Annotated in this window: 16 protein-coding genes and 3 tRNA genes; 6 read left to right on the top strand and 13 right to left on the bottom strand. The window is 67.9% G+C overall.

What is annotated here, in order from left to right; translation table 11 throughout:
- Window positions 1-20 precede the first annotated feature (20 nt).
- Window positions 21-1046, top strand: a complete 1026-nt coding sequence (gene proX / locus AC07PU_RS12870) for a glycine betaine/L-proline ABC transporter substrate-binding protein ProX (RefSeq protein ID WP_495317903.1) — start codon at window positions 21-23, stop codon at window positions 1044-1046.
- Window positions 1047-1067: 21 nt separating this feature from the next.
- Here proX and kce read toward each other — a convergent pair whose 3' ends face one another.
- The 4 genes from kce to AC07PU_RS12850 are packed head-to-tail and all read right to left on the bottom strand — an operon-like array spanning window position 1068 to window position 4252.
- Window positions 1068-2003 carry a 3,5-dioxohexanoate:acetyl-CoA acetone transferase gene (gene kce, locus AC07PU_RS12865; protein WP_495317901.1) on the bottom strand — a complete coding sequence of 312 codons (936 nt, stop codon included), beginning with the start codon at window positions 2001-2003 and terminating at the stop codon, window positions 1068-1070.
- A complete protein-coding gene (locus AC07PU_RS12860) occupies window positions 2000-2497 on the bottom strand; it encodes a lipocalin-like domain-containing protein (protein WP_495317899.1) in 498 nt (165 codons plus the stop codon). The genes kce and AC07PU_RS12860 overlap by 4 nt, the downstream gene beginning before the upstream one ends.
- Window positions 2494-3261: a cyclase family protein gene (locus AC07PU_RS12855; RefSeq protein WP_495317897.1), complete on the bottom strand. Its 768-nt coding sequence runs from the start codon at window positions 3259-3261 to the stop codon at window positions 2494-2496. Before AC07PU_RS12855 ends, AC07PU_RS12860 begins: the two co-directional genes overlap by 4 nt.
- A gap of 13 nt (window positions 3262-3274) precedes the next feature.
- On the bottom strand, window positions 3275-4252 hold the full coding sequence (locus tag AC07PU_RS12850) for a Bug family tripartite tricarboxylate transporter substrate binding protein (RefSeq protein WP_495317895.1): 978 nt from the start codon (window positions 4250-4252) through the stop codon (window positions 3275-3277).
- A 134-nt stretch (window positions 4253-4386) separates the two neighbouring features.
- On the opposite strand from AC07PU_RS12850, the gene AC07PU_RS12845 reads away from it, so the two are divergent.
- The 5 genes from AC07PU_RS12845 (at window position 4387) to AC07PU_RS12825 (ending at window position 10789) form a co-directional block, all read left to right on the top strand.
- Window positions 4387-5082 carry a TetR/AcrR family transcriptional regulator gene (locus tag AC07PU_RS12845; protein ID WP_495317893.1) on the top strand — a complete coding sequence of 232 codons (696 nt, stop codon included), beginning with the start codon at window positions 4387-4389 and terminating at the stop codon, window positions 5080-5082.
- A 196-nt stretch (window positions 5083-5278) separates the two neighbouring features.
- On the top strand, window positions 5279-6844 hold the full coding sequence (locus AC07PU_RS12840; protein WP_495317891.1) for a fumarate hydratase: 1566 nt from the start codon (window positions 5279-5281) through the stop codon (window positions 6842-6844).
- Window positions 6841-7704: a glutamate racemase gene (murI, locus tag AC07PU_RS12835; protein ID WP_495317889.1), complete on the top strand. Its 864-nt coding sequence runs from the start codon at window positions 6841-6843 to the stop codon at window positions 7702-7704. Before AC07PU_RS12840 ends, murI begins: the two co-directional genes overlap by 4 nt.
- A 16-nt stretch (window positions 7705-7720) precedes the next feature.
- The gene (locus tag AC07PU_RS12830; RefSeq protein WP_495317887.1) at window positions 7721-8500 is read left to right on the top strand and encodes a PA3715 family protein; all 780 of its coding nucleotides are present in this window, start codon (window positions 7721-7723) and stop codon (window positions 8498-8500) included.
- A 96-nt stretch (window positions 8501-8596) separates the two neighbouring features.
- A complete protein-coding gene (locus tag AC07PU_RS12825) occupies window positions 8597-10789 on the top strand; it encodes an Ig-like domain-containing domain (protein WP_495317885.1) in 2193 nt (730 codons plus the stop codon).
- Between the two features lie 3 nt (window positions 10790-10792).
- Here AC07PU_RS12825 and AC07PU_RS12820 read toward each other — a convergent pair whose 3' ends face one another.
- From AC07PU_RS12820 to tig, 9 genes are all read right to left on the bottom strand, one after another.
- A complete protein-coding gene (locus AC07PU_RS12820) occupies window positions 10793-12112 on the bottom strand; it encodes an MFS transporter (protein ID WP_495317883.1) in 1320 nt (439 codons plus the stop codon).
- A gap of 41 nt (window positions 12113-12153) precedes the next feature.
- Window positions 12154-12792 (bottom strand): DUF6806 family protein, encoded by a 639-nt coding sequence (locus tag AC07PU_RS12815; protein WP_093344220.1) that lies wholly within the window; start codon window positions 12790-12792, stop codon window positions 12154-12156.
- Window positions 12793-12813: 21 nt separating this feature from the next.
- Window positions 12814-12905, bottom strand: a tRNA-Leu gene (locus AC07PU_RS12810).
- A gap of 97 nt (window positions 12906-13002) precedes the next feature.
- Window positions 13003-13076, bottom strand: a tRNA-Cys gene (locus AC07PU_RS12805).
- A 64-nt stretch (window positions 13077-13140) separates the two neighbouring features.
- Window positions 13141-13216: transfer RNA gene (locus tag AC07PU_RS12800), tRNA-Gly, on the bottom strand.
- A 76-nt stretch (window positions 13217-13292) separates the two neighbouring features.
- Window positions 13293-15731, bottom strand: coding sequence for an endopeptidase La (gene lon, locus AC07PU_RS12795; protein ID WP_093344222.1), 2439 nt, complete (start codon window positions 15729-15731; stop codon window positions 13293-13295).
- A gap of 119 nt (window positions 15732-15850) precedes the next feature.
- Entirely contained in the window at window positions 15851-17116 is a 1266-nt protein-coding gene (gene clpX, locus AC07PU_RS12790; RefSeq protein WP_093344223.1) for an ATP-dependent Clp protease ATP-binding subunit ClpX, read from the bottom strand.
- Window positions 17117-17242: 126 nt separating this feature from the next.
- Entirely contained in the window at window positions 17243-17851 is a 609-nt protein-coding gene (gene clpP / locus AC07PU_RS12785; RefSeq protein WP_093344225.1) for an ATP-dependent Clp endopeptidase proteolytic subunit ClpP, read from the bottom strand.
- A 116-nt stretch (window positions 17852-17967) separates the two neighbouring features.
- Window positions 17968-19287: a trigger factor gene (gene tig, locus AC07PU_RS12780; RefSeq protein WP_208508958.1), complete on the bottom strand. Its 1320-nt coding sequence runs from the start codon at window positions 19285-19287 to the stop codon at window positions 17968-17970.
- Window positions 19288-19300 lie beyond the last annotated feature (13 nt).

The raw sequence follows: 19300 nt of genomic DNA, 5'->3' as shown, positions 1-19300 counted from the left end.
GCACGAGAGGAACACGACGCATGAAGACATCGATGAATCCCTTCGCCCGCGGCCTCGGCCTGCTGGCCCTGGCCTTCGCCGCCGCGACGACCTTCACCCTGCCGGCGCATGCCGCCACCGACCTGCCCGGCCAAGGCATCGTCGTCAAGCCGCTCAAGAGTTCGCTGGCCGAAGAGGCCTTCCAGACCCTGCTCGTGATGCGCGCGCTCGAGAAGCTCGGCTACACGGTCGAGCCGATGAAGGACCTGGAGCCCGCGACCGAGCACCTGGCGATCGCCAACGGCGACGCCACCTTCATGGCCAACCACTGGAGCCTGCTGCACGCCGACTTCTACAAGAACAGCGGCGGCGACGCGAAGCTGTGGCGCCAGGGCGTGTACGCCGACGGCGCGGTGCAGGGCTACCTGATCGACCGCAAGACCGCCGAGCAGTACCACATCACCAACATCGCGCAGCTCAAGGAGCCGGCGATCGCGAAGCTGTTCGACACCGACGGCGACGGCAAGGCCGACCTCACCGGCTGCAACCCCGGCTGGGGCTGCGAGCTCGCGATCGAGAACCACCTGGGCGCCTACGGCCTGCGCGACACCGTGACGCACCGCCAGGGCAGCTATGCCGCGCTGATGGCCGACACCATCGCGCGCTTCAAGCAGGACAAGCCGATCCTCTACTACACCTGGACGCCCTACTGGGTCAGCGCCGTGCTGCGCCCGGGCGCCGACGTGGTGTGGCTGCAGGTGCCGTTCTCGGCCTCGCAGAGCGGCGAGAACGTGGACACGCGCCAGCCGAACGGCAAGAACTACGGCTTCCTCGCCAACCAGGAACGCATCGTCGCCAACCGCGAGTTCGCCGAGAAGAACCCGGCCGCGGCGAAGCTGTTCGAGGTCATGAACGTGCCGATCGGCGACATCAACGCGCAGAACCTGCGCATGAGCGAAGGCGCGAACAGCCAGCAGGACGTGGAGCGGCATGCCGACGGCTGGATCCGCGCGCACCAATCGCTGTTCGACGGCTGGATCGCGCAGGCGCTTGCCGCGGCGCAGTAGCCGTCGGCCGTGCGGCCGGGATCAGAAAGCGACCCGGTCCGCGCCCTTGAGCGCCAGCATGGCGCGTGCCTCGTTGGGCGTGGCGATCTCGTGGCCCAGTTCCTCCAGCAGGCGGCGCACCTTCGCGACCTGCTGCGCGTTCGACGTCGCCAGCTCGCCGCGCGCGATCTGCAGCGAATCCTCCAGGCCCACCCGCACGTGGCCGCCCAGCGTCGCGGCGGCCACGGCCAGCTGCATCTGGCTCGCGCCCGCGCCCAGCACCGACCATTGGTAGCCGGTGCCGAAGAGCTTGTCGGCGGTGCGCTTCATGAAGACCAGGTTCTCGAGGTCCGCGCCGATGCCGCCGAGGATGCCGAGCACGAACTGGATGAAGACCGGGGCCTCGAACAGGCCGCTGTCCATGCAGAACTTCAGGTTGTAGAGCTGGCCCACGTCGTAGCACTCGTGCTCGAACTTGATGCCGTGCGTTGCCAGCGCACGGGCCGCCATGCCGATGTCGCGGAAGGTGTTGCGGAAGATGTAGCCGTCGGACTCGCGCAGGTAGGGCTCCTCCCAGTCGAACTTCCATTGCTTGTAGCGCTGCGCGAGCGGATGCATGGAGAAGTTCATGCTGCCCATGTTGAGCGAGCACATCTCCGGCGAGAAGCGCAGCGCCGGCGCGATGCGTTCGGCCACCGTGTGGTTGAGGCTGCCGCCGGTCGACAGGTTGACCACCGCGCCGGTGGCGGCGCGGATGGCGGGCAGGAAGGCCTGGAAGCGTTCCGGCTCGATGGAGACCGCGCCCGTTTCCGGGTGCCGTGCATGCAGGTGCAGCACCGCGGCGCCGGCCTCGGCCGCCTCGATGGCCTGCCGGGCGATGTCCTCGGGTCGATAGGGCAGCGCGTCCGACATGGTCGGCGTGTGGATGGCGCCGGTCACGGCGCAGGTGATGATGACTTTTCTAGAAGGCTTGGTCATGGCGTGGCCGATGGGGTGGGTGTGCGAAGGGGTTCGGGCATGGCATCCAGCCCGATGGGGGCGCGCTGCCAGACCAGCTTCAGGACGGTCTCGACACCCGCCTGCGGCTGCGGCGCGGTGCGCAGCTCGACCGTGTCGCCGGCCAGCCGCACCTCGCGGCGCAGGCGGGTCCCGACCCAGTTCGGGTAGCTCGAGATGTCGACGTGGTGCACGATCCAGTCGCCCTCGCGGACATAGCGCCCGGCATAGCCGATCGACGAGCGGTACGCCGCTGCGCTCTCGGCGTCGGTGGCGTCCTGCCGGTCCGAGCCCGAAAGGCGCGCGCGGCCGTCGTGCGTGATGAGCGCCGTCATGCGGCCGTCGGCGCCGTAGTGGATGACGCCCGAGGGCCGGGCGCCATAGACGTCGAACAGACGTTCGCCCCCTGGGTCCACGGCGTAGGCCTCGCGCAGGTACCAGGTACCCAGCAAGGTGTCGTCCGGTGCACCGCTCATGGCAGCACCGCCACGGCCCGCACCCAGCCGGCCGAGGCCTTGTGGATCTTCACGGGGAAGCAGATGACGTGGAAGCCGCTGGCGGGCAGGAGGTCGAGGTTGGTCAGTTTTTCCATCTGGTAGTAGCCCGTGGTACGGCCGGCCTTGTGCCCCTCCCAGATCAGCGAGGCGTCTCCGGTGGCGGCGTAGCGCCGGGCGGTGTGCGAGAAAGGGGCGTCCCAGGACCAGGCGTCGGTGCCCACCACGCGCACGCCCTGCGCCGTCAGCCAGAGCGTGGCCTCGCGGCCCAGGCCGCAGCCGCTGTCGAGGTAGTCGGCTTGGCCGTAGCGCGCGGCGGCGGCCGTGTTCACCAGCACGATGTCCAGCGGCTGCAGCACGTGGCCGATGCGCTGCAGTTCCATGGCCAGGTCGTCGGCCGTGGCGACGTGGCCGTGCGGCAGGTGGCGCAGGTCCAGCTTCACGCCGGGGCGATGGCACCAGTCCAGCGGCACCTCGTCGATGGTGGCGGCGGGCCGGCCGCCGTCCATGGTCGAGGCGTAGTGCCACGGCGCATCCATGTGGGTGCCGTTGTGGGTGGACAGGTCGATGCGCTCCACCGCCCAGGCCTCGCCATCGGGCAGGTCCTCGGGCCGCAGGCCGGCGAAGGGCCCGGCCAGGGCCGCGAAGGTCTCGCGATGGTGCTGGTAGCGGATGCGCGGGCCGTTGCCCGGGCGGTCCACCGGCAGGTCGTTCTCGATGGCGACGGACAGGTCGATCAACTGCATGGATGCCCCCGCCTCACTGCTGCGCCAGGCCGATGGACTTCACCAGTCCGGGCCAGCGCTGCGTTTCGGTCTTCAGGTGCGCGGCGGCCGCCTGCACCGTGCCGCCGACGGGCTCGTTGGCGAACTCGCGGAACTTCGTGGCCACCTCGGGCTGCGCGAGGACCGCATTCGCCTCGCGGTTGAGCCGCGCCACCACGTCGGCGGGCGTGCCGGCCGGCGCCACCAGCATGAACCACAGGGAGAAGTCGATGCCCGGCAGGCCGGCCTCGGCGAAGGTCGGCACCTCGGGCAGCAGGCTGGTGCGGGCGCGGGTGGAGACGGCCAGTGGCCGCACCTTGCGCGACTCGATGAAGGGCCGGATGGTGCCCACGTTGTCGCACAGCTCCTGCACGCTGCCGCCCAGCAGGTCGGTGATGGCGGGGGCGGCGCCCTTGTACGGCACATGGGTCACGCTGGCACCGGCCTCGCGGGCGAACAGCCCGGCGCAGATGTGGTGCGGCGAGCCCTCGCCGGCGTTGGCCAGTGTCAGTTGCCCGGGATGCTGGCGCGCGAAGGCGATCAGCTGGCGCAGGTCGCCCGCGGGGGCGCCCGGGCCCGCCACCAGCACCAGCGGCGCCGACGAGACCTGCACGATGGGCGCGAACGCACGTGCCGGGTCGTAGGGCATGCGTGCGTACAGCCCCGGGTTCACGGCCAGCGGGCCCAGGCCCGCGAGCAGCAGCGTGTAGCCGTCGGGCCGGGCCTTGGCCACCGCGTCGGCGCCGATGTTGCCGTTGGCGCCGCCCCGGTTGTCGACCACGAAGGGCTGGCCCAGGCGCTGCGAGAGCTTGTCCGCGAGCAGGCGGGCGATGTTGTCGGTGCCGCCGCCCGCGGGGTAAGGCACGACCAGGCGAACGCTGCGCTCGGGGTACTGGGACCAGGCCGGCGCGGCGGCGAGCACGGCCAGGGACACGGCGGCGGCAGCGCCGCGCAAGAGGGTGAACAGGGTCATCGGGTCTCCGCCGGCGGTTCATCCGCCCGGCTTGTTAGTTAGTCGATTGACTAATAATAACCGCGGAATCGGACCCTCGGCAAGGCCAGTTACCATCGATCCCCTTCCCCGCAGCCGCGCGATCGCGATCCCCGATGCCCGCCACTCCCAAAGCCTCCACGGCCGAAGCGCCCGCGCCCAAGGCCCCTCGAACACCTCGCAAGACCGATGGCCGCGAAGCCATCCTGCGCGCGGCCGAGCGGCTGTTCGCGGAGCACGGATTCGAAGGCTGCTCGCTGCGCGCGGTGGCCGACCTGGCCAAGGTCAACCAGGGGATGATTCATTACTTCTTCAAGTCGAAGGACGCCCTCTTCCTCGAGACCTACATGCGCGGCGGCCAGCCGCTGGTGGACGAACGCATGCGGCTGCTCGATGCCGAAGAGGCGCTGCAGGACGGCGGCCCCATCGGGCTCGAGCGCCTGATCGAGATCTTCCTGACACCGGCCGTGGCGCTCGCGCTCAGCGGTGCGCGGGGACGCAACTTCCTGCGCATGCAGGCCCATCTGCAGCTCGACGGCACGCGCTTCGGCAGCAAGCTGCGCAGCTCGCTCTACGACGACTCCTCGCGTCGCTTCGTGCGCGCCTTCGCGCGCAGCCTGCCCGGGCTCTCGCAGGAGCAGGTGGCCTGGCGCTTCATCTTCGTGCTGGGCACCTACCAGTACGTGCTGGCCGACACCGGCCGGCTCGAAGTGATCTCCGACGGCGCGAGCAACGGCCGCGAATTCGACAAGGCGCTGCACGAGATGATCCCGTTCCTGGCGGCGGGCATGCGCGCGGCGGGGCCCGCCTGACAAGGTGTGAATAAACCTACTGCGCGCCCCGATCTCGCACCTGCGGTCCTCACCGTACAAAGTACGGCTCCGGTCCTCGGCGCGACCTCGGGGCGCTCGCTACGGTTTCTTCACACCTTGTGAGCGCCCCAGTCGGCGAAACCCGGCGCTGAGATAATCGGGGGGCGTTTCCACACCCTAAAAAAAGCCCCCCACCATGACGACCACGATCCAGCAGGCCGACCTGATCGAATCGATCAGCGCCGCGCTGCAGTACATCAGCTACTACCACCCCGCCGACTACATCGCCCACCTGGCCAAGGCCTACGAGCGCGAACAGAGTCCCGCCGCCAAGGACGCGATGGCGCAGATCCTCACCAACAGCAAGATGAGCGCGACCGGCCAGCGCCCGATCTGCCAGGACACCGGCATCGTCAACGTGTTCCTCAAGGTGGGCATGGACGTGCGCTGGGGCGGCTTCACCGGCAGCCTCGACGACGCCATCAACGAAGGCGTGCGCCGCGGCTACAACCACCCCGACAACACGCTGCGCGCCTCGGTCGTGGCCGATCCGCAGTTCGATCGCAAGAACACCAAGGACAACACGCCCGCGGTGATCTTCACCGAGATCGTGCCCGGCGACAAAGTCGAGGTGACGGTGGCCGCCAAGGGCGGCGGCAGCGAGAACAAGAGCAAGCTGGTGATGCTGAACCCCGGCGACAGCGTGGTCGACTGGGTGCTCAAGACCGTGCCGACCATGGGCGCCGGCTGGTGCCCGCCGGGCATGCTGGGCATCGGCATCGGCGGCACGGCCGAGAAGGCCGCGCTGCTGGCCAAGGAAAGCCTGATGGACGACCTCGACATGCACGAGCTGCAGGCCAAGGCCCAACTCGCCAAGGAGGGCAAGGAAGAGCTCACCAAGGTCGAGGCCCTGCGCCTCGAGCTGTTCGAGAAGGTCAACGCCCTGGGCATCGGCGCGCAGGGCCTGGGCGGCCTCGCGACCGTGCTCGACGTCAAGATCAAGATGTACCCGACCCACGCGGCCAGCAAGCCGGTGGCGATGATCCCGAACTGCGCGGCCACGCGCCATGCGCACTTCGTGATGGACGGCAGCGGCCCGGTCTACCTCGAGGCGCCCTCGCTCGACCTGTGGCCCAAGATCGACTGGGCACCCGACGAGAAGAAGAGCAAGCGCGTCGATCTCGACAAGCTCACGCCGGCCGAAGTCGCGAGCTGGAAGCCCGGCGACACGCTGCTGCTCAACGGCAAGATGCTCACCGGCCGCGACGCCGCGCACAAGCGCATCCAGGACATGCTGGCCAAGGGCGAGAAGCTGCCGGTGGACTTCACCAACCGCGTCATCTACTACGTGGGCCCGGTCGATCCGGTGAAGGGCGAGGCCGTGGGCCCGGCCGGCCCGACCACCGCCACGCGCATGGACGGCTTCACCGAGATGATGCTGGCCCAGACCGGCCTGATCGCGATGATCGGCAAGGCCGAGCGCGGCCCGGTCGCGATCGAGGCGATCAAGAAGCACAAGAGCGCCTACCTGATGGCCGTGGGCGGCGCCGCCTACCTCGTGAGCAAGGCGATCAAGACCGCCAAGGTGGTGGGCTTCGAGGACCTGGGCATGGAAGCCATCTACGAGTTCGACGTGGTCGACATGCCGGTGACGGTGGCGGTCGATTCCGGCGGCACCAGCGCCCACATCACCGGCCCGGCCGAGTGGCAGAAGCGCATCGCCAGCGGCGAGTTCAAGACCATCACGCTGGAACCCGCTTGAGCCTCGCCGCGCGTCCGCAGCCGTCCGCTTCCGCTTCGCCCGTCGGCGTGTTCGACAGCGGCGTGGGCGGGCTGAGCGTGCTGGGCGCGCTGCGTGCCGAGCTGCCGCGCGAGCGCTTCGTCTACTTCGCCGACACCGCGCATGCGCCCTACGGCGAGCGCGGCGACGCCTACGTGACCGAGCATTCGCGGCGCGTGGTCCAGACGCTGGTGCGCGAGCATGGCATCAAGGCGCTGGTGGTGGCCTGCAACACCGCCACCACGGCCGCGATCCACGTGCTGCGCGCCGAGAACCCCGAGCTGCCGATCGTCGGCCTCGAGCCCGCGATCAAGCCCGCGGTGGCGGGCAGCGCCACCGGCCAGGTCTCGGTGCTGGCCACGCGCGGCACGCTGGCGAGCGCCAAGTACGCGGCGCTGCGCCATACCTTTCCCCATCCCGAGCGCATCCGCTCGGTGCCCTGCGACGGGCTGGTGGCGGCGATCGAGCGGCTCGACGAGCTCGCCATCGACCAGCTCTGCGCCCACTACATGGCGCTGGCCGGCCCCTTCGGCGGCGACGCCGGCGAGACCGACACCGTGGTGCTCGGCTGCACCCACTATCCGCTGCTGCAGGACCGCCTGCGGCGGCTGGCACCCTCCGCTGTCCGTTTCCTCGATTCCGGCGTGCCGGTGGCGCTGCAGACGCGGCGGCTGCTCGGCACGGCGGGGCTGCTGCGCGAAGATGCCGCGGCCCACGGCGAAGGCTGGGTGGCGCTGCGCAGCAGCGGCGATGCCGCGGTGCTCCAGGCCGCGGCCGCGCGCTGGCTGGGACTGCGGCCTGCCGACCTGCTCCCCGACCGCCCGCAGGCGACCACGGCCTGAACGGCCACCCCGTTCCATGCGCCCGCTGCGCCACCTCGCCCTCCTGCTCGCCGGCCTGCTCGCGGCCGGCGCGGGCCATGCGGCCTGCGAGAGCGGCTTGGCCGAGCGCATGCACGCCAAGCTGCATCCGCACCGTCCGCTCGACGAGCGGCTGGCCGCCTGCAAGCCCTGGCCGGCCTATCCGGGCCGCAGCATCGTCGTGCTGCCGATGCCGCGCGAGACCAGCGACAACGGCGCCAAGGTCTACGACCTCGAGGTGCTGCTGATCCAGCGCCCCGACAACGGCAACACCGAGCGCGACACCGTCATCGGCCGGCTGTTCCAGGCCGAGGCGCTCGACGAGGACCGCCACAACCTGATCCAGGACGTGCGCATCGACACCTCGCGCTACGTGCTCGCGAGCGACACCCGCGCCTTCGGCCTGCGCGTGCGCTACCGCGACGTCGGCACCGCCAGCGCCGCGAGCGAGACGCTGCGCCTCTACGTGCAGCAGGGCTCGAAGCTGCGCCAGGTGCTGCAGGAGATCGAGCTCGATCGCGAGAGCGGCGAATGGGATGCCTCGGCCTGCGCCGGACATTTCGAGAAACTGCGCACCATGCTGTCGGTGGGCAAGGCCGCGAGCAACGGCTATGCCGACCTGATGCTGTCGCGCACCGTCGTGCAGAGCCGCGCACAGGCGTCCGAGGACCAGGGCTGCGTCGAGAAGGCACTGCCCGCGCGTTTCAATTCGGTGACGCTGCGCTACGACGGCGAACGCTACAAGGTACCGAAGTCGCTGCGGCAGTCTTCGTTCTGACATCGCGTCTTTACCGTGAAGCACCTCGGTGTTTCACTGAAATGTCATCCCAAAGTACCAGCATGCGCGGTTTGTTCAGAACAACCAACGCGCACCATGACAACGCCCACTCCGCTTCGCTCGACCCGCATTCCCTTCAAACCCATGCTGCTCGCCAGCGCCCTCTCGCTGATGCTGGCCGCCTGCGGTGGCGGCGGTAGCGACGGCGGTTTCGTCGGCTTCCTGCCGCCTCCGCCGCCCGCCACGGCGCCGCCGCCGCCTGCGCCCCCGCCGGCGCCGCAGCTCGTGTCGAGCGCCACCTTCACGCCCAACGCCGGCACCACCGAAGGTTCCTCGGACGCCTCCACCGCCTTCGCGCTGCCCGACGGCTTCATGCTGGTGGCCGACGACGAGGCCAACGTGCTGCGCGTGTACCCGCGTGCCGGCGGCGCTGCGGTCAAGGAATGGAGCTACGAGACCGATGGGCCGAAGCTCGGCAAGGAGCTCGACCTCGAGGCCGGCGTGCGGATCGGCGATACGCTGTACCTCACGGGCTCGAACAGCAACAAGAAGGACGGCGGCGATGCGCCGGACCGCTCGCACCTGTTCGCCGTGAAGGTCTCGGGCACGGGCGCCGCCACCACCTTCACCTATGTCGGCCAGTTCTCGGCCCTCGAAGCCCAGCTCGTCGCCTGGGACGTCTCCAACGGCCACGGCCTCGGTGCCAACCACTTCGGCTTCGCCGTTTCGGCGGGCGCCGGCGTCGTGCCCGAGCGGGTCGACGGCTTCTCGGTTGAAGGCATGACCAGCGCACCGAACGACAGCGCGCTATGGCTGGGCTTCCGGGCGCCGCAGACCGGCGGCTCGACGCGCGCCAAGGCGCTGATCGTGCCGGTGCAGAACTACGCCGCGCTGGTCGGAGGGACGGCCACGCAAGCCACCTTCGGCGCACCGATCGAACTCGAACTGGGCGGCCGCGGCATCCGCTCGATCGACAAGGGCACCGACGGCAACTACCTGATCGTTGCCGGCCCCGCGGGCGCCGCCAGCCCCGACGTGGACCGCAACTTCGCGCTGTTCGCATGGAACGGCAATCCGTCGAGCGCACCGGTCGAGCTCTCGAACGACCTCGAGGCATTGCGCAAGGCCACGGGCGGCAGCTTCGAATCGACGGTCGAAGTACCGGGTCCGGTGAAGGCGGGCACGCAGGTCCAGCTGCTGCTGGACAACGGCGACACCGTGTGGCCCGGCCAGACCAAAGCCTCGAAGGACCTCGACCCGGCCGACCAGAAGTTCGACGGCTTCGTCGTGCGTCTCGGCGAACCCTGGGTCGACACCACCGGACCTCAGCTCAAGGTCGCCGCACCGGCCGCCGGCCGTGTCGGCGTGAACCTCGACACCTCGATCTCGCTCTCGTTCAACGAAGCCATCCGCCTCGACGCCGGCAACATCGTGCTGCACAAGGCCGACGGCAGCGTGGTCGAGACCTTCAACGCCAAGAGTGCCGCCGCGCGCGTGCAACTGGCGTTCAACGTGCTGACGCTGGTGCCGAGCGCCAAGCTCGCCGGCGACAGCGGCTACTACCTGACGGTGGATGCCAACGCGATCACCGATCCGGTCGGCAATGCCTATGCGGGCATCAGCAGCGCGACCGAACTGAGCTTCGTCACGGCCGGCGCGCCGACGCAGCTGGTGGCCGGCGACCTGCTGTTCATGGCGGGCAATGCAGAAGCACCCGATGCCTACGCCTTCGTGCTGCTCAAGGCCGTGAACGGCGGCACCCAAGTGACCTTCACCGACCGCGACCGCAAGGCCGGCGCGCTCGAATTCACCGACATCACGAACGAGACGGCCTTCGTCTGGACCGCCGACCGCAACCTGCCCGCGGGCACGATCGTGACCATCCAGACCGACGTGACGGGCAACCCGATCGCCGACAAGGGCACCACGCTCGGCTCGCCCGGCGGCATCGGCAAGTCGGAGACGGTCTATGCCTTCCAGGGCGGCACCATCGATGGATTGGGCGTGGGCACCGCGGGCAAGATCACCGCGGTCGGCAACTACCTTGCGAGCCTGACGCTCGGCGGCGCGGCGGGCACCATCCCCGACGCGCTCACGACGGCAGGCACCGCCTTCTCGTTCACGGTCAGCCCGGCGAACCAGACCAACGCGATCTACACCGGATCGCTCGACCGCTCGGACCTGCCCGCCTTCGCAGCGCGCGTGAAGAACCCGGCGAACTGGACCATCCGCTACGCGCCGGCCGTGGGTTGGCCGATCACCAACAACAGCCTGTTCAACGGCTCCTGAGAACTACCCCTGCCCTCGCAGCGCGGCCTCGCGGCCGCGCCGCACGTCGATCGGCCACAGCAGCAACAGGCCGGCGACGAACAGCACCGCGGTCGACAGGATCGCGATGCGCTGGTTGCCGGCCGTGAGCCAGGTGACCGCGCCGTAGGCCAGCGGGCCGACGATGCTCGCGAGCCGCGTGGCGAAGGACCAGAGGCCGAAGAACTCGGCCATCTGGGCCGGCGGCGCGAAGTAGCCGGTCATCGCGCGGCCGGCCGACTGGCTCGAACCCATCGCCAGGCCCGCGATGGCCGCGGCCCACCAGAAGCCGCCCTTGGTCGTGACCAGCGCGGCGATCACGCAGACCGCGATCCAGGCCACCAGCGTGACGGCCAGCGAGGTCTTGTGGCCGATGCGGTCCTGCACGTAGCCGAAGCCGAAGGCACCGAGCGCCGCTGCGATGTTGAGCACGAAGATCAGCACCATGGTCTCGCTCGCGACGAAGCCGATCACCTGCTCGGCATAGATCGCGGCCAGCGTGATGGCCACCGCCACGCCACCCTGGTAGCAGACGGTGCAGGCCAGCAGGGTCATGAAGTCGCGGTAGGCGCGCGCCTGGCGGAAGGTGGAGCGCAGCTGCTGCCAGGCGCCCGGCGCCTTGGCGTCGCCGAGAGCCCGCGCGCTCGGCTTGGCGCGCTCGGGCAGCAGCGCGAAGGTGGCGCAGGCGGCCGTGCCGTAGATCGCGGCGGTGATCAGCATCGTCACCGGCACGAAGTGCGAGGCCGGCAGGCCGCGGGCCTGCGACCACAGCACGTAGGCCAGGCACAGGCCCAGCGCCAGCATGCCGCCGACATAGCCGAAAGCCCAGCCCCAGCCGCTGACCTTGCCCATACCCTCGGGCGTCGCGAGCTCGGGCAGGAAGGCGCCGGTCAGCGACTCGCCGTAGGAGTAGAAGGTGTTCGACACCACGATCAGCAGCATCGCGACCGCCACGCCCGTGGCGCCCGAGAAGCGCGGCGAGAGCGCCAGCGCCGCGGTGCCGATCACGCAGCCCACGGTGGTGATCGCCAGCAGCCGCTTCTTGGCCGCGCGCAGGTCGGCCCAGGCGCCGATGGCCGGCATCGTGAACATCACGATCGCGTAGGAGATGCTGAGCGCCACGGTCCAGGCGAACGGGCCCCAGGGCGCGCCCTTGGCGATGCCGCCCACGAAATAGGCGGCGAACACGGCCGTGATGACCACGGTCGTGTAGCCCGAGTTGGCGAAGTCGTACATGGCCCAGCCGAACACCTCGCGCTTGCGCACGCCGGCGTTGAGGGCGGAAGAAGGAAAGAGCGCTGCCATGCGGCGGATGGTGGTGGCGCCGCGTGGCAGGCGTGTGGCGCTCAGTGCAGGTGGCGCGGGCGGCGTCCGCCGCCATGGCCGCTGCTGCCGCCGCCACCGGTACCGCCGGTGCCGCGCGGGCGCTTGCCGATCTCGAGCGAATTCACCAGGGCATCGAAGCGGTCGCTGAACAGACGGTCGATCTCGGCCACCACGCCGCCGAGTTCGGAACCGTCGAAGTGGCGCTCCATCAGGTTCACCACGTCCTCGACCAGCAGGTCGCGCTGCACCTGCATGATCGCGGCCGGATTCGGGCCCACGAACAGCATCACGAAGTCGTCGCGCGACTCCTCGTCGGGGTCGCCCTCTTCCTCGTCGAAGTCGGTGTCGTAGAAGGTGACCTCGATGGCCGCGCCGCGCTCGGAGAGTTCGTTCAGGGCCATGCACATCTCGTCGAGCGCCTGGCGGAAGTCCTCGTCGCCGGCCACGGTCCAGCACATCTGGAGCATGTGGTCCTTGGGCTCGAAGCGGATGCCGGGTTCTTCCTCGTAGGAGCTGGCGGCGCCGTCGGCGAGCGACTTGGCGCCCGCGTATTTCCACAGTGGCTTCAGCGCTTCCTGGATCTGGTCGAAACCGACGTCCGAACGCAGGGCCACGTCGCCATGCACATGAATTTCGAATGGAGCGTTGTAGCGAGGCATTGAATGCTCCCTTGTTAGATGTGGTGCCCGGAACGGGGGTCGAACCCGTATGCCCCGATTAAGGAAGCGGCGGATTTTAAGTCCGATGTGTCTACCAATTTCACCATCCGGGCCCCGGGTTGAATGACGACGATACCCCAAATGAAAACAGCCCCGTCAACGTCGGTTGGCGGGGCCTGGGATCATCGAAGCTGTTCAACGGGAGAAGTGTGGAGGCGCGATCCGGAGTCGAACCGGACTAGACGGATTTGCAATCCGTTGCATAACCGCTTTGCTATCGCGCCACGCAGAAAAAACGAAATCGAACTAGCGAAAAAAAGGGAAGCTGTTGCTTCCCTTTTTCAAAACTGGAGCGGGAAAAGAGTCTCGAACTCTCGACCTCAACCTTGGCAAGGTTGCGCTCTACCAACTGAGCTATTCCCGCGTTTCGAGCCTTGAATTATAGACCAGATTTTCGGGGTTTCGCAAGGCGAGCCCCCCGAATTTCATGATCGTGTCGTTCAGTGCTTGACCGAGCCTTCCGAAGCCTGCGACTCGCGCTGCTTCGCGATCTCGGCCACGGCCGCCGCCGAGGCCGCGACCTCTTCGTCGGACAGCGGCGTGGGCAGCTTCTCGAGCGCGATCTCGAGCACCTTGTCGATCCACTTGACCGGCACGATCTCGAGGCCGTTCTTCACGTTCTCGGGAATGTCCTGCAGGTCCTTGGCGTTCTCCTCGGGGATCAGCACCGTCTTGATGCCGCCGCGCAGGGCCGCCAGCAGCTTTTCCTTCAGGCCGCCGATCGCCGTGACCTCGCCGCGCAGCGTGATCTCGCCGGTCATCGCCACATCGGCGCGCACCGGGATGCCCGTGAGCGCCGACACGAAGGCCGTGGTCATCGCCGCGCCAGCGCTCGGGCCGTCCTTGGGCGTGGCGCCGTCGGGCACGTGGATGTGGATGTCGCGCTTCTCGAACACCTCGTCCTTGATGCCCAGGCGGCGCGAGCGGCTGCGCACCACCGTGCGCGCGGCCTCGACCGATTCCTTCATCACGTCGCCCAGCGAACCGGTGCGGCTGATCACGCCCTTGCCGGGCATGGTCACGGCCTCGATCGTCAGCAGGTCGCCGCCGACCTCGGTCCAGGCGAGGCCGACCACCTGGCCGACCTGGTTCTGCTTCTCGGCCAGGCCGAAGGTGAACTTGCGCACGCCGAGGAAGTCGTTGAGGTTCTCGCCGGTGACGGTGACCTTGGGCGTCATCTGCTTGAGCAGCAGGCCCTTGACCACCTTGCGGCAGATCTTCGAGAGCTCGCGCTCGAGCGAACGCACGCCGGCTTCACGCGTGTAGTAGCGCACGATGTCGCGCACGGCCTCCTCGGTGACGAGCAGTTCCTCTTCCTTCACGCCGTTGTTCTTCAGCTGCTTGGGCAGCAGGTACTTGATCGCGATATTGGTCTTCTCGTCCTCGGTGTAGCCCGAGAGGCGGATGACTTCCATGCGGTCCAGCAGCGCCGGCGGGATGTTCATCGAGTTCGAGGTGGCGACGAACATGACGTCGCTCAGGTCGAAGTCGACTTCCACGTAGTGGTCGCCGAAGGTGTGGTTCTGCTCGGGATCGAGCACCTCGAGCAGCGCGCTCGACGGGTCGCCGCGGAAGTCGGTGCCGAGCTTGTCGATCTCGTCGAGCAGGAACAGCGGATTGCGCGTGCCGATCTTGCTGAGCCCCTGCAGCACCTTGCCCGGCAGCGCGCCGATGTAGGTGCGGCGGTGGCCACGGATCTCGGCTTCGTCGCGCATGCCGCCGAGCGCCATGCGGGTGTACTTGCGGCCGGTCGCCTTGGCGATCGACTGCCCGAGCGAGGTCTTGCCCACGCCCGGCGGGCCCACGAGGCACAGGATCGGCGCCTTGACCTTGTCGACACGCTGCTGCACCGCGAGGTACTCGAGGATGCGGTCCTTGACCTTCTCGAGGCCGTAGTGGTCGGCGTTGAGCACCGCCTCGGCATTCGCGAGGTCGTGCTTGATCTTGGTCCGCTTGGCCCAGGGCAGGCCCACCAGCACGTCGATGTAGTTGCGCACCACGGTGGCTTCGGCCGACATGGGCGACATCAGCTTGAGCTTCTTGAGCTCGCCTTCGGCCTTCTTGAGCGCGTCCTTGGGCATCTTGGCGAGCTTGATCTTCTTCTCGATCTCCTCGATGTCCGCGCCCTCCTCGCCTTCGCCGAGCTCCTTCTGGATCGCCTTGACCTGCTCGTTGAGGTAGAAGTCGCGCTGGTTCTTCTCCATCTGGCGCTTCACGCGGCCACGGATCTTCTTGTCGACGTTGAGGATGTCGACCTCGCGCTCGAGCTGGCCGAACAGGTTCTCCAGCCGTGCCTTGGTGTCGTCGAGGTCGAGCACCGCCTGCTTGTTGTCGAGCTTGAGCGGCAGGTGCGCGGCGATCGTGTCGGCCAGGCGACCCGGATCGTCGATGCTCGAGATCGAGGTCAGGATCTCGGGCGGAATCTTCTTGTTGAGCTTCACGTACTGGTCGAACTGCTGCATCACAGCGCGGCGCAGCGCCTCGACCTCAGTGCCCTTCTCGCCGCCCTCGGGCGCCGCCACCGGCGTCACGTTGGCCGAGAAGTGGGTTTCACCGTCATCGATGCGGTTCACGCGGGCGCGCTGCTGGCCTTCGACCAGCACCTTCACCGTGCCGTCCGGCAGCTTGAGCATCTGCAGGATGGTCGAGACGCAGCCGACCTCGAACATGTCCTCGACCGAGGGCTCGTCCTTGGCGGCGGCCTTCTGGGCCACCAGCATGATGCGGCGCTCGGCCTCCATGGCCAGCTCGAGCGCCTTGATGCTCTTGGGGCGCCCCACGAACAGCGGGATCACCATATGGGGGAACACGACGACATCGCGCAGCGGCAGCAGCGGCAGATCGATGGCGTCGGCGGGCAGAGGGGTATGACCGGACATGGATATCCTTTGATTGATCAAGCAAAGATGGTCGGCGACACGGGCATTTCAAGCCCGCGGCCGCAGTCTTTGTCGAAGACGCCGGGCATCTCGGGGGGAAGAGCCGGCGGGGGAGTCACTCAGGCCTTCTTGGCTGCCTCGCGGTACACGAGCAGCGGGGGCTTGTTTTCGTCGATGGTCGATTCCTCGACCACGACCTTGTCGACGTTGGTGGCATTGGGCAGTTCGAACATCGTGTCGATCAGCGACTGTTCGAGGATCGAGCGCAGACCGCGCGCGCCGGTCTTGCGGGCCAGGGCCTTGCGCGCGATCGCCTTGAGGGCGGCGGGGCGGATCTCGAGGTCCACGCCCTCCATCTGCAGCAGCTTGGTGAACTGCTTGACCACGGCGTTCTTGGGCTCGGTGAGGATGCGCACCAGCGCGTCCTCGCTGAGCTCGGCCAGCGAGGCCACCACGGGCATGCGGCCCACGAGTTCGGGGATCAGGCCGAACTTGATCAGATCCTCGGGCTCGACCTCGCGGAACACCTCGGTGAGGCTGCGCTGGGCCTTGCTCTTGACGCTGGCGCCGAAACCGATGCCCGAGGCCTCGGTGCGGTTCTCGATCACCTTCTCGAGGCCCGCGAAGGCACCGCCGCAGATGAACAGGATGTTGGTCGTGTCGATCTGCAGGAAGTCCTGGTTCGGGTGCTTGCGCCCGCCCTGGGGCGGCACGCTGGCCATGGTGCCTTCGATCAGCTTGAGCAGCGCCTGCTGCACGCCCTCGCCCGACACGTCGCGCGTGATCGAGGGGTTGTCGGACTTGCGCGAGATCTTGTCGATCTCGTCGATGTAGACGATGCCGCGCTGCGCGCGCTCGACCTCGTAGTTGCAACTCTGCAGCAGCTTCTGGATGATGTTCTCGACGTCCTCGCCGACGTAGCCGGCCTCGGTCAGCGTGGTGGCGTCGGCCATCACGAAGGGCACGTCGAGCTGGCGCGCCAGCGTCTGCGCCAGGAGCGTCTTGCCCGAGCCCGTGGGGCCGATCAGCAGGATGTTGCTCTTGCTGAGCTCCACGTCCTCGCCCTTGGCCTTTTCCTTGTGGCGCAGGCGCTTGTAGTGGTTGTAGACGGCCACCGACAGCATGCGCTTGGCCGGCTCCTGGCCGATCACGTAGTTGTCGAGGTTGGTCTTGATCTCGAGCGGCGTCGGCAGGTCGTTGCGCGCCTCGCGCGCTTCCTCGCCGGCCGGCAGTTCGTCGCGGATGATCTCGTTGCAGAGGTCGATGCACTCGTCGCAGATGAAGACCGAAGGACCCGCGATCAGCTTCTTCACCTCGTGCTGGCTTTTGCCGCAGAACGAGCAGTAGAGCGTTTTTTCGCTGGAAGTGCCTTTTTTCTCGGCCATGGACAGGTGCCTCGTAACGGGTTTGGACAATGATAACGAAACAAAAACGGCGTTTCCCGTGTGGAAAACGCCGTTGTTGCCTTTTTGGCGCCTCCGGCATCGCGACGCCGGCGCGCCGAACCCCGCTCAGGGGCGCTTGGCGATGACCTGGTCGACCAGGCCGTAGTCCTTGGCCTCGTCGGCCGTCAGGAAGTAATCGCGCTCGGTATCGGACTTGACCTTGTCCAGCGGCTGGCCGGTGCGCTCGGCCAGGATGCGGTTCATCTGGTCCTTGGTGCGCAGGATGTCGCGCGCATGGATCTCGATGTCGGTGGCCTGGCCGCGGGCGCCGCCGAGCACCTGGTGGATCATGATCTTCGAGTTGGGCAGCGAGAAGCGCTTGCCCTTGGCTCCGGCCGCGAGCAGGAACGCGCCCATGCTGGCCGCGAAGCCCACGCACAGGGTCGAGACCTCGGGCTTGATGAACTGCATGGTGTCGTAGATCGCCATGCCGGCCGTGACGCTGCCGCCCGGGGAGTTGATGTAGAACGAGATGTCCTTGTCGGGGTTCTCGCTCTCGAGGAACAGCAGCTGGGCCACCACGAGGTTGGCGGTCTGGTCGTTGACCTCGCCCACCAGGAAGATGATGCGTTCCTTGAGGAGCCGCGAGTAGATGTCGTAGGACCGTTCGCCACGGCCCGATTGCTCGATGACCATCGGGACCATGCCGAGGCCTTGGATTTCCTGTGCGCTCATGAATTTGCTCCGGAGAAGGGTTCGTTCGCTGTCGTCAATCTGAACTGTACGCCTGAGTGAAATGGGGCTCGTGCCGCAAAGCACAAGCCCCATGGCGTCCCGGGCCGAGGCGGCGATCAGGCCTGTTGCTGCTGCGCCATCAGTTCGTCGAACGACACCGACTTCTCGGCGACCTTGGCCTTGCCGAGCACGAAATCGGTCACGTTGTTCTCGATCACCACGGCCTCGACTTCGGCCAGGCGGTTGTTGTCGCTGAAGTACCAGCGCACCACGTCGGCCGGCTTCTCGTAGCTCGAGGCGAGCTCGTCGATGTGGGCCTTGATCTGCTCGGGCTTGGCCTGCAGGTTGTTGGCGCGCACCAGCTCGGCGACCACCAGGCCCAGGCGCACGCGGCGCTCGGCCTGGGGACGGAACACTTCCTCGGGGATCGGGGCCTTGTCGGCGTCCTTGATGCCGCGCTGCTTGAGCTCGGCGCGCGCGCCTTCGATCATGCGGTTGACTTCGGACTGCACGCTGGCGTTGGGCAGGTCGAGCTCGGCGTTGGCCACCAGCGCGTCCATCACGGCGTTCTTGTTGCGCGCCAGCAGGCGGAACTTGACCTCGCGCTCGAGGTTCTTCTTGATGTCGGCGCGCAGGCCTTCGACCGTGGCGTCGGCGATGCCGAGCGACTTGGCGAGCTGCTCGTTGACTTCGGGCAGGTGCGAGGCTTCGATCTTCTTCAGCGTGACGAGGAAGTCGGCCTGCTTGCCGGCCACGTCCTGGCCGTGGTAGTCGGCCGGGAACGACAGCGGGAAGGTGCGGCTGTCGCCGGCCTTCATGCCGCGCACGGCGTCTTCGAATTCCTTGAGCATCTGGCCTTCGCCGACCACGAACTGGAAGTCCTCGGCCTTGCCGCCCTGGAAGGGCTCGCCGTCGATCTTGCCTTCGAAGTCGACGGTCACGCGGTCGTCGTCCTGGGCCACGGCGTCCTGCGCGCGCTGCGCGAAGGTGCGGCGCTGCTTGCGCAGGATGTCCAGCGTCTTGTCGATCGCGTCGTCGCCCACTTCGGCCGACAGCTTCTCGACTTCGGCGCCCGACAGGTCGTTGATCTTGACCTCGGGGAACACCTCGAACACGGCGTCGAAGGACAGCTCGCCTTCGGGCGCGCCTTCCTTCTCGGTGATGCGGGGCTGGCCGGCCACGCGCAGCTTGGCTTCGTTGGCGGCCTGCGAGAAGGCCTCGCCGACCTTGTCGTTCATGACCTCGAACTGCACCGAGTAGCCATAGCGCTGGGCCACGACGTTCATCGGCACCTTGCCGGGACGGAAGCCGTCCATCTTGACGGTGCGCGCGAGCTTCTTGAGGCGCGAATCGACTTCGGACTGGATGATGCCGACCGGCAGGGTCAGCGTGATCTTGCGTTCGAGCTTCTCGAGGGTTTCAACGGTCACGGTCATGATGTCTTCCTTG

It is taken from the genome of Variovorax sp. GW821-FHT10D07 (assembly GCF_059415325.1).
This window is presented reverse-complemented; position numbering and strand designations above follow the sequence as displayed.

What these genes read in the sequence shown, in the direction of transcription:
- AC07PU_RS12815 (WP_093344220.1), bottom strand. Translation starts at nt 12,792, where the DNA reads ATGCCTCGCTACAACGCTCCATTCGAAATTCATGTGCATGGCGACGTG.
- lon (WP_093344222.1), bottom strand. Translation starts at nt 15,731, where the DNA reads ATGTCCGGTCATACCCCTCTGCCCGCCGACGCCATCGATCTGCCGCTG.
- clpX (WP_093344223.1), bottom strand. Translation starts at nt 17,116, where the DNA reads ATGGCCGAGAAAAAAGGCACTTCCAGCGAAAAAACGCTCTACTGCTCG.
- AC07PU_RS12855 (WP_495317897.1), bottom strand. Translation starts at nt 3,261, where the DNA reads ATGCAGTTGATCGACCTGTCCGTCGCCATCGAGAACGACCTGCCGGTG.
- kce (WP_495317901.1), bottom strand. Translation starts at nt 2,003, where the DNA reads ATGACCAAGCCTTCTAGAAAAGTCATCATCACCTGCGCCGTGACCGGC.
- AC07PU_RS12850 (WP_495317895.1), bottom strand. Translation starts at nt 4,252, where the DNA reads ATGACCCTGTTCACCCTCTTGCGCGGCGCTGCCGCCGCCGTGTCCCTG.
- AC07PU_RS12860 (WP_495317899.1), bottom strand. Translation starts at nt 2,497, where the DNA reads ATGAGCGGTGCACCGGACGACACCTTGCTGGGTACCTGGTACCTGCGC.
- clpP (WP_093344225.1), bottom strand. Translation starts at nt 17,851, where the DNA reads ATGAGCGCACAGGAAATCCAAGGCCTCGGCATGGTCCCGATGGTCATC.
- AC07PU_RS12820 (WP_495317883.1), bottom strand. Translation starts at nt 12,112, where the DNA reads ATGGCAGCGCTCTTTCCTTCTTCCGCCCTCAACGCCGGCGTGCGCAAG.
- AC07PU_RS12840 (WP_495317891.1), top strand. Translation starts at nt 5,279, where the DNA reads ATGACGACCACGATCCAGCAGGCCGACCTGATCGAATCGATCAGCGCC.
- tig (WP_208508958.1), bottom strand. Translation starts at nt 19,287, where the DNA reads ATGACCGTGACCGTTGAAACCCTCGAGAAGCTCGAACGCAAGATCACG.
- AC07PU_RS12845 (WP_495317893.1), top strand. Translation starts at nt 4,387, where the DNA reads ATGCCCGCCACTCCCAAAGCCTCCACGGCCGAAGCGCCCGCGCCCAAG.
- proX (WP_495317903.1), top strand. Translation starts at nt 21, where the DNA reads ATGAAGACATCGATGAATCCCTTCGCCCGCGGCCTCGGCCTGCTGGCC.
- AC07PU_RS12825 (WP_495317885.1), top strand. Translation starts at nt 8,597, where the DNA reads ATGACAACGCCCACTCCGCTTCGCTCGACCCGCATTCCCTTCAAACCC.
- AC07PU_RS12830 (WP_495317887.1), top strand. Translation starts at nt 7,721, where the DNA reads ATGCGCCCGCTGCGCCACCTCGCCCTCCTGCTCGCCGGCCTGCTCGCG.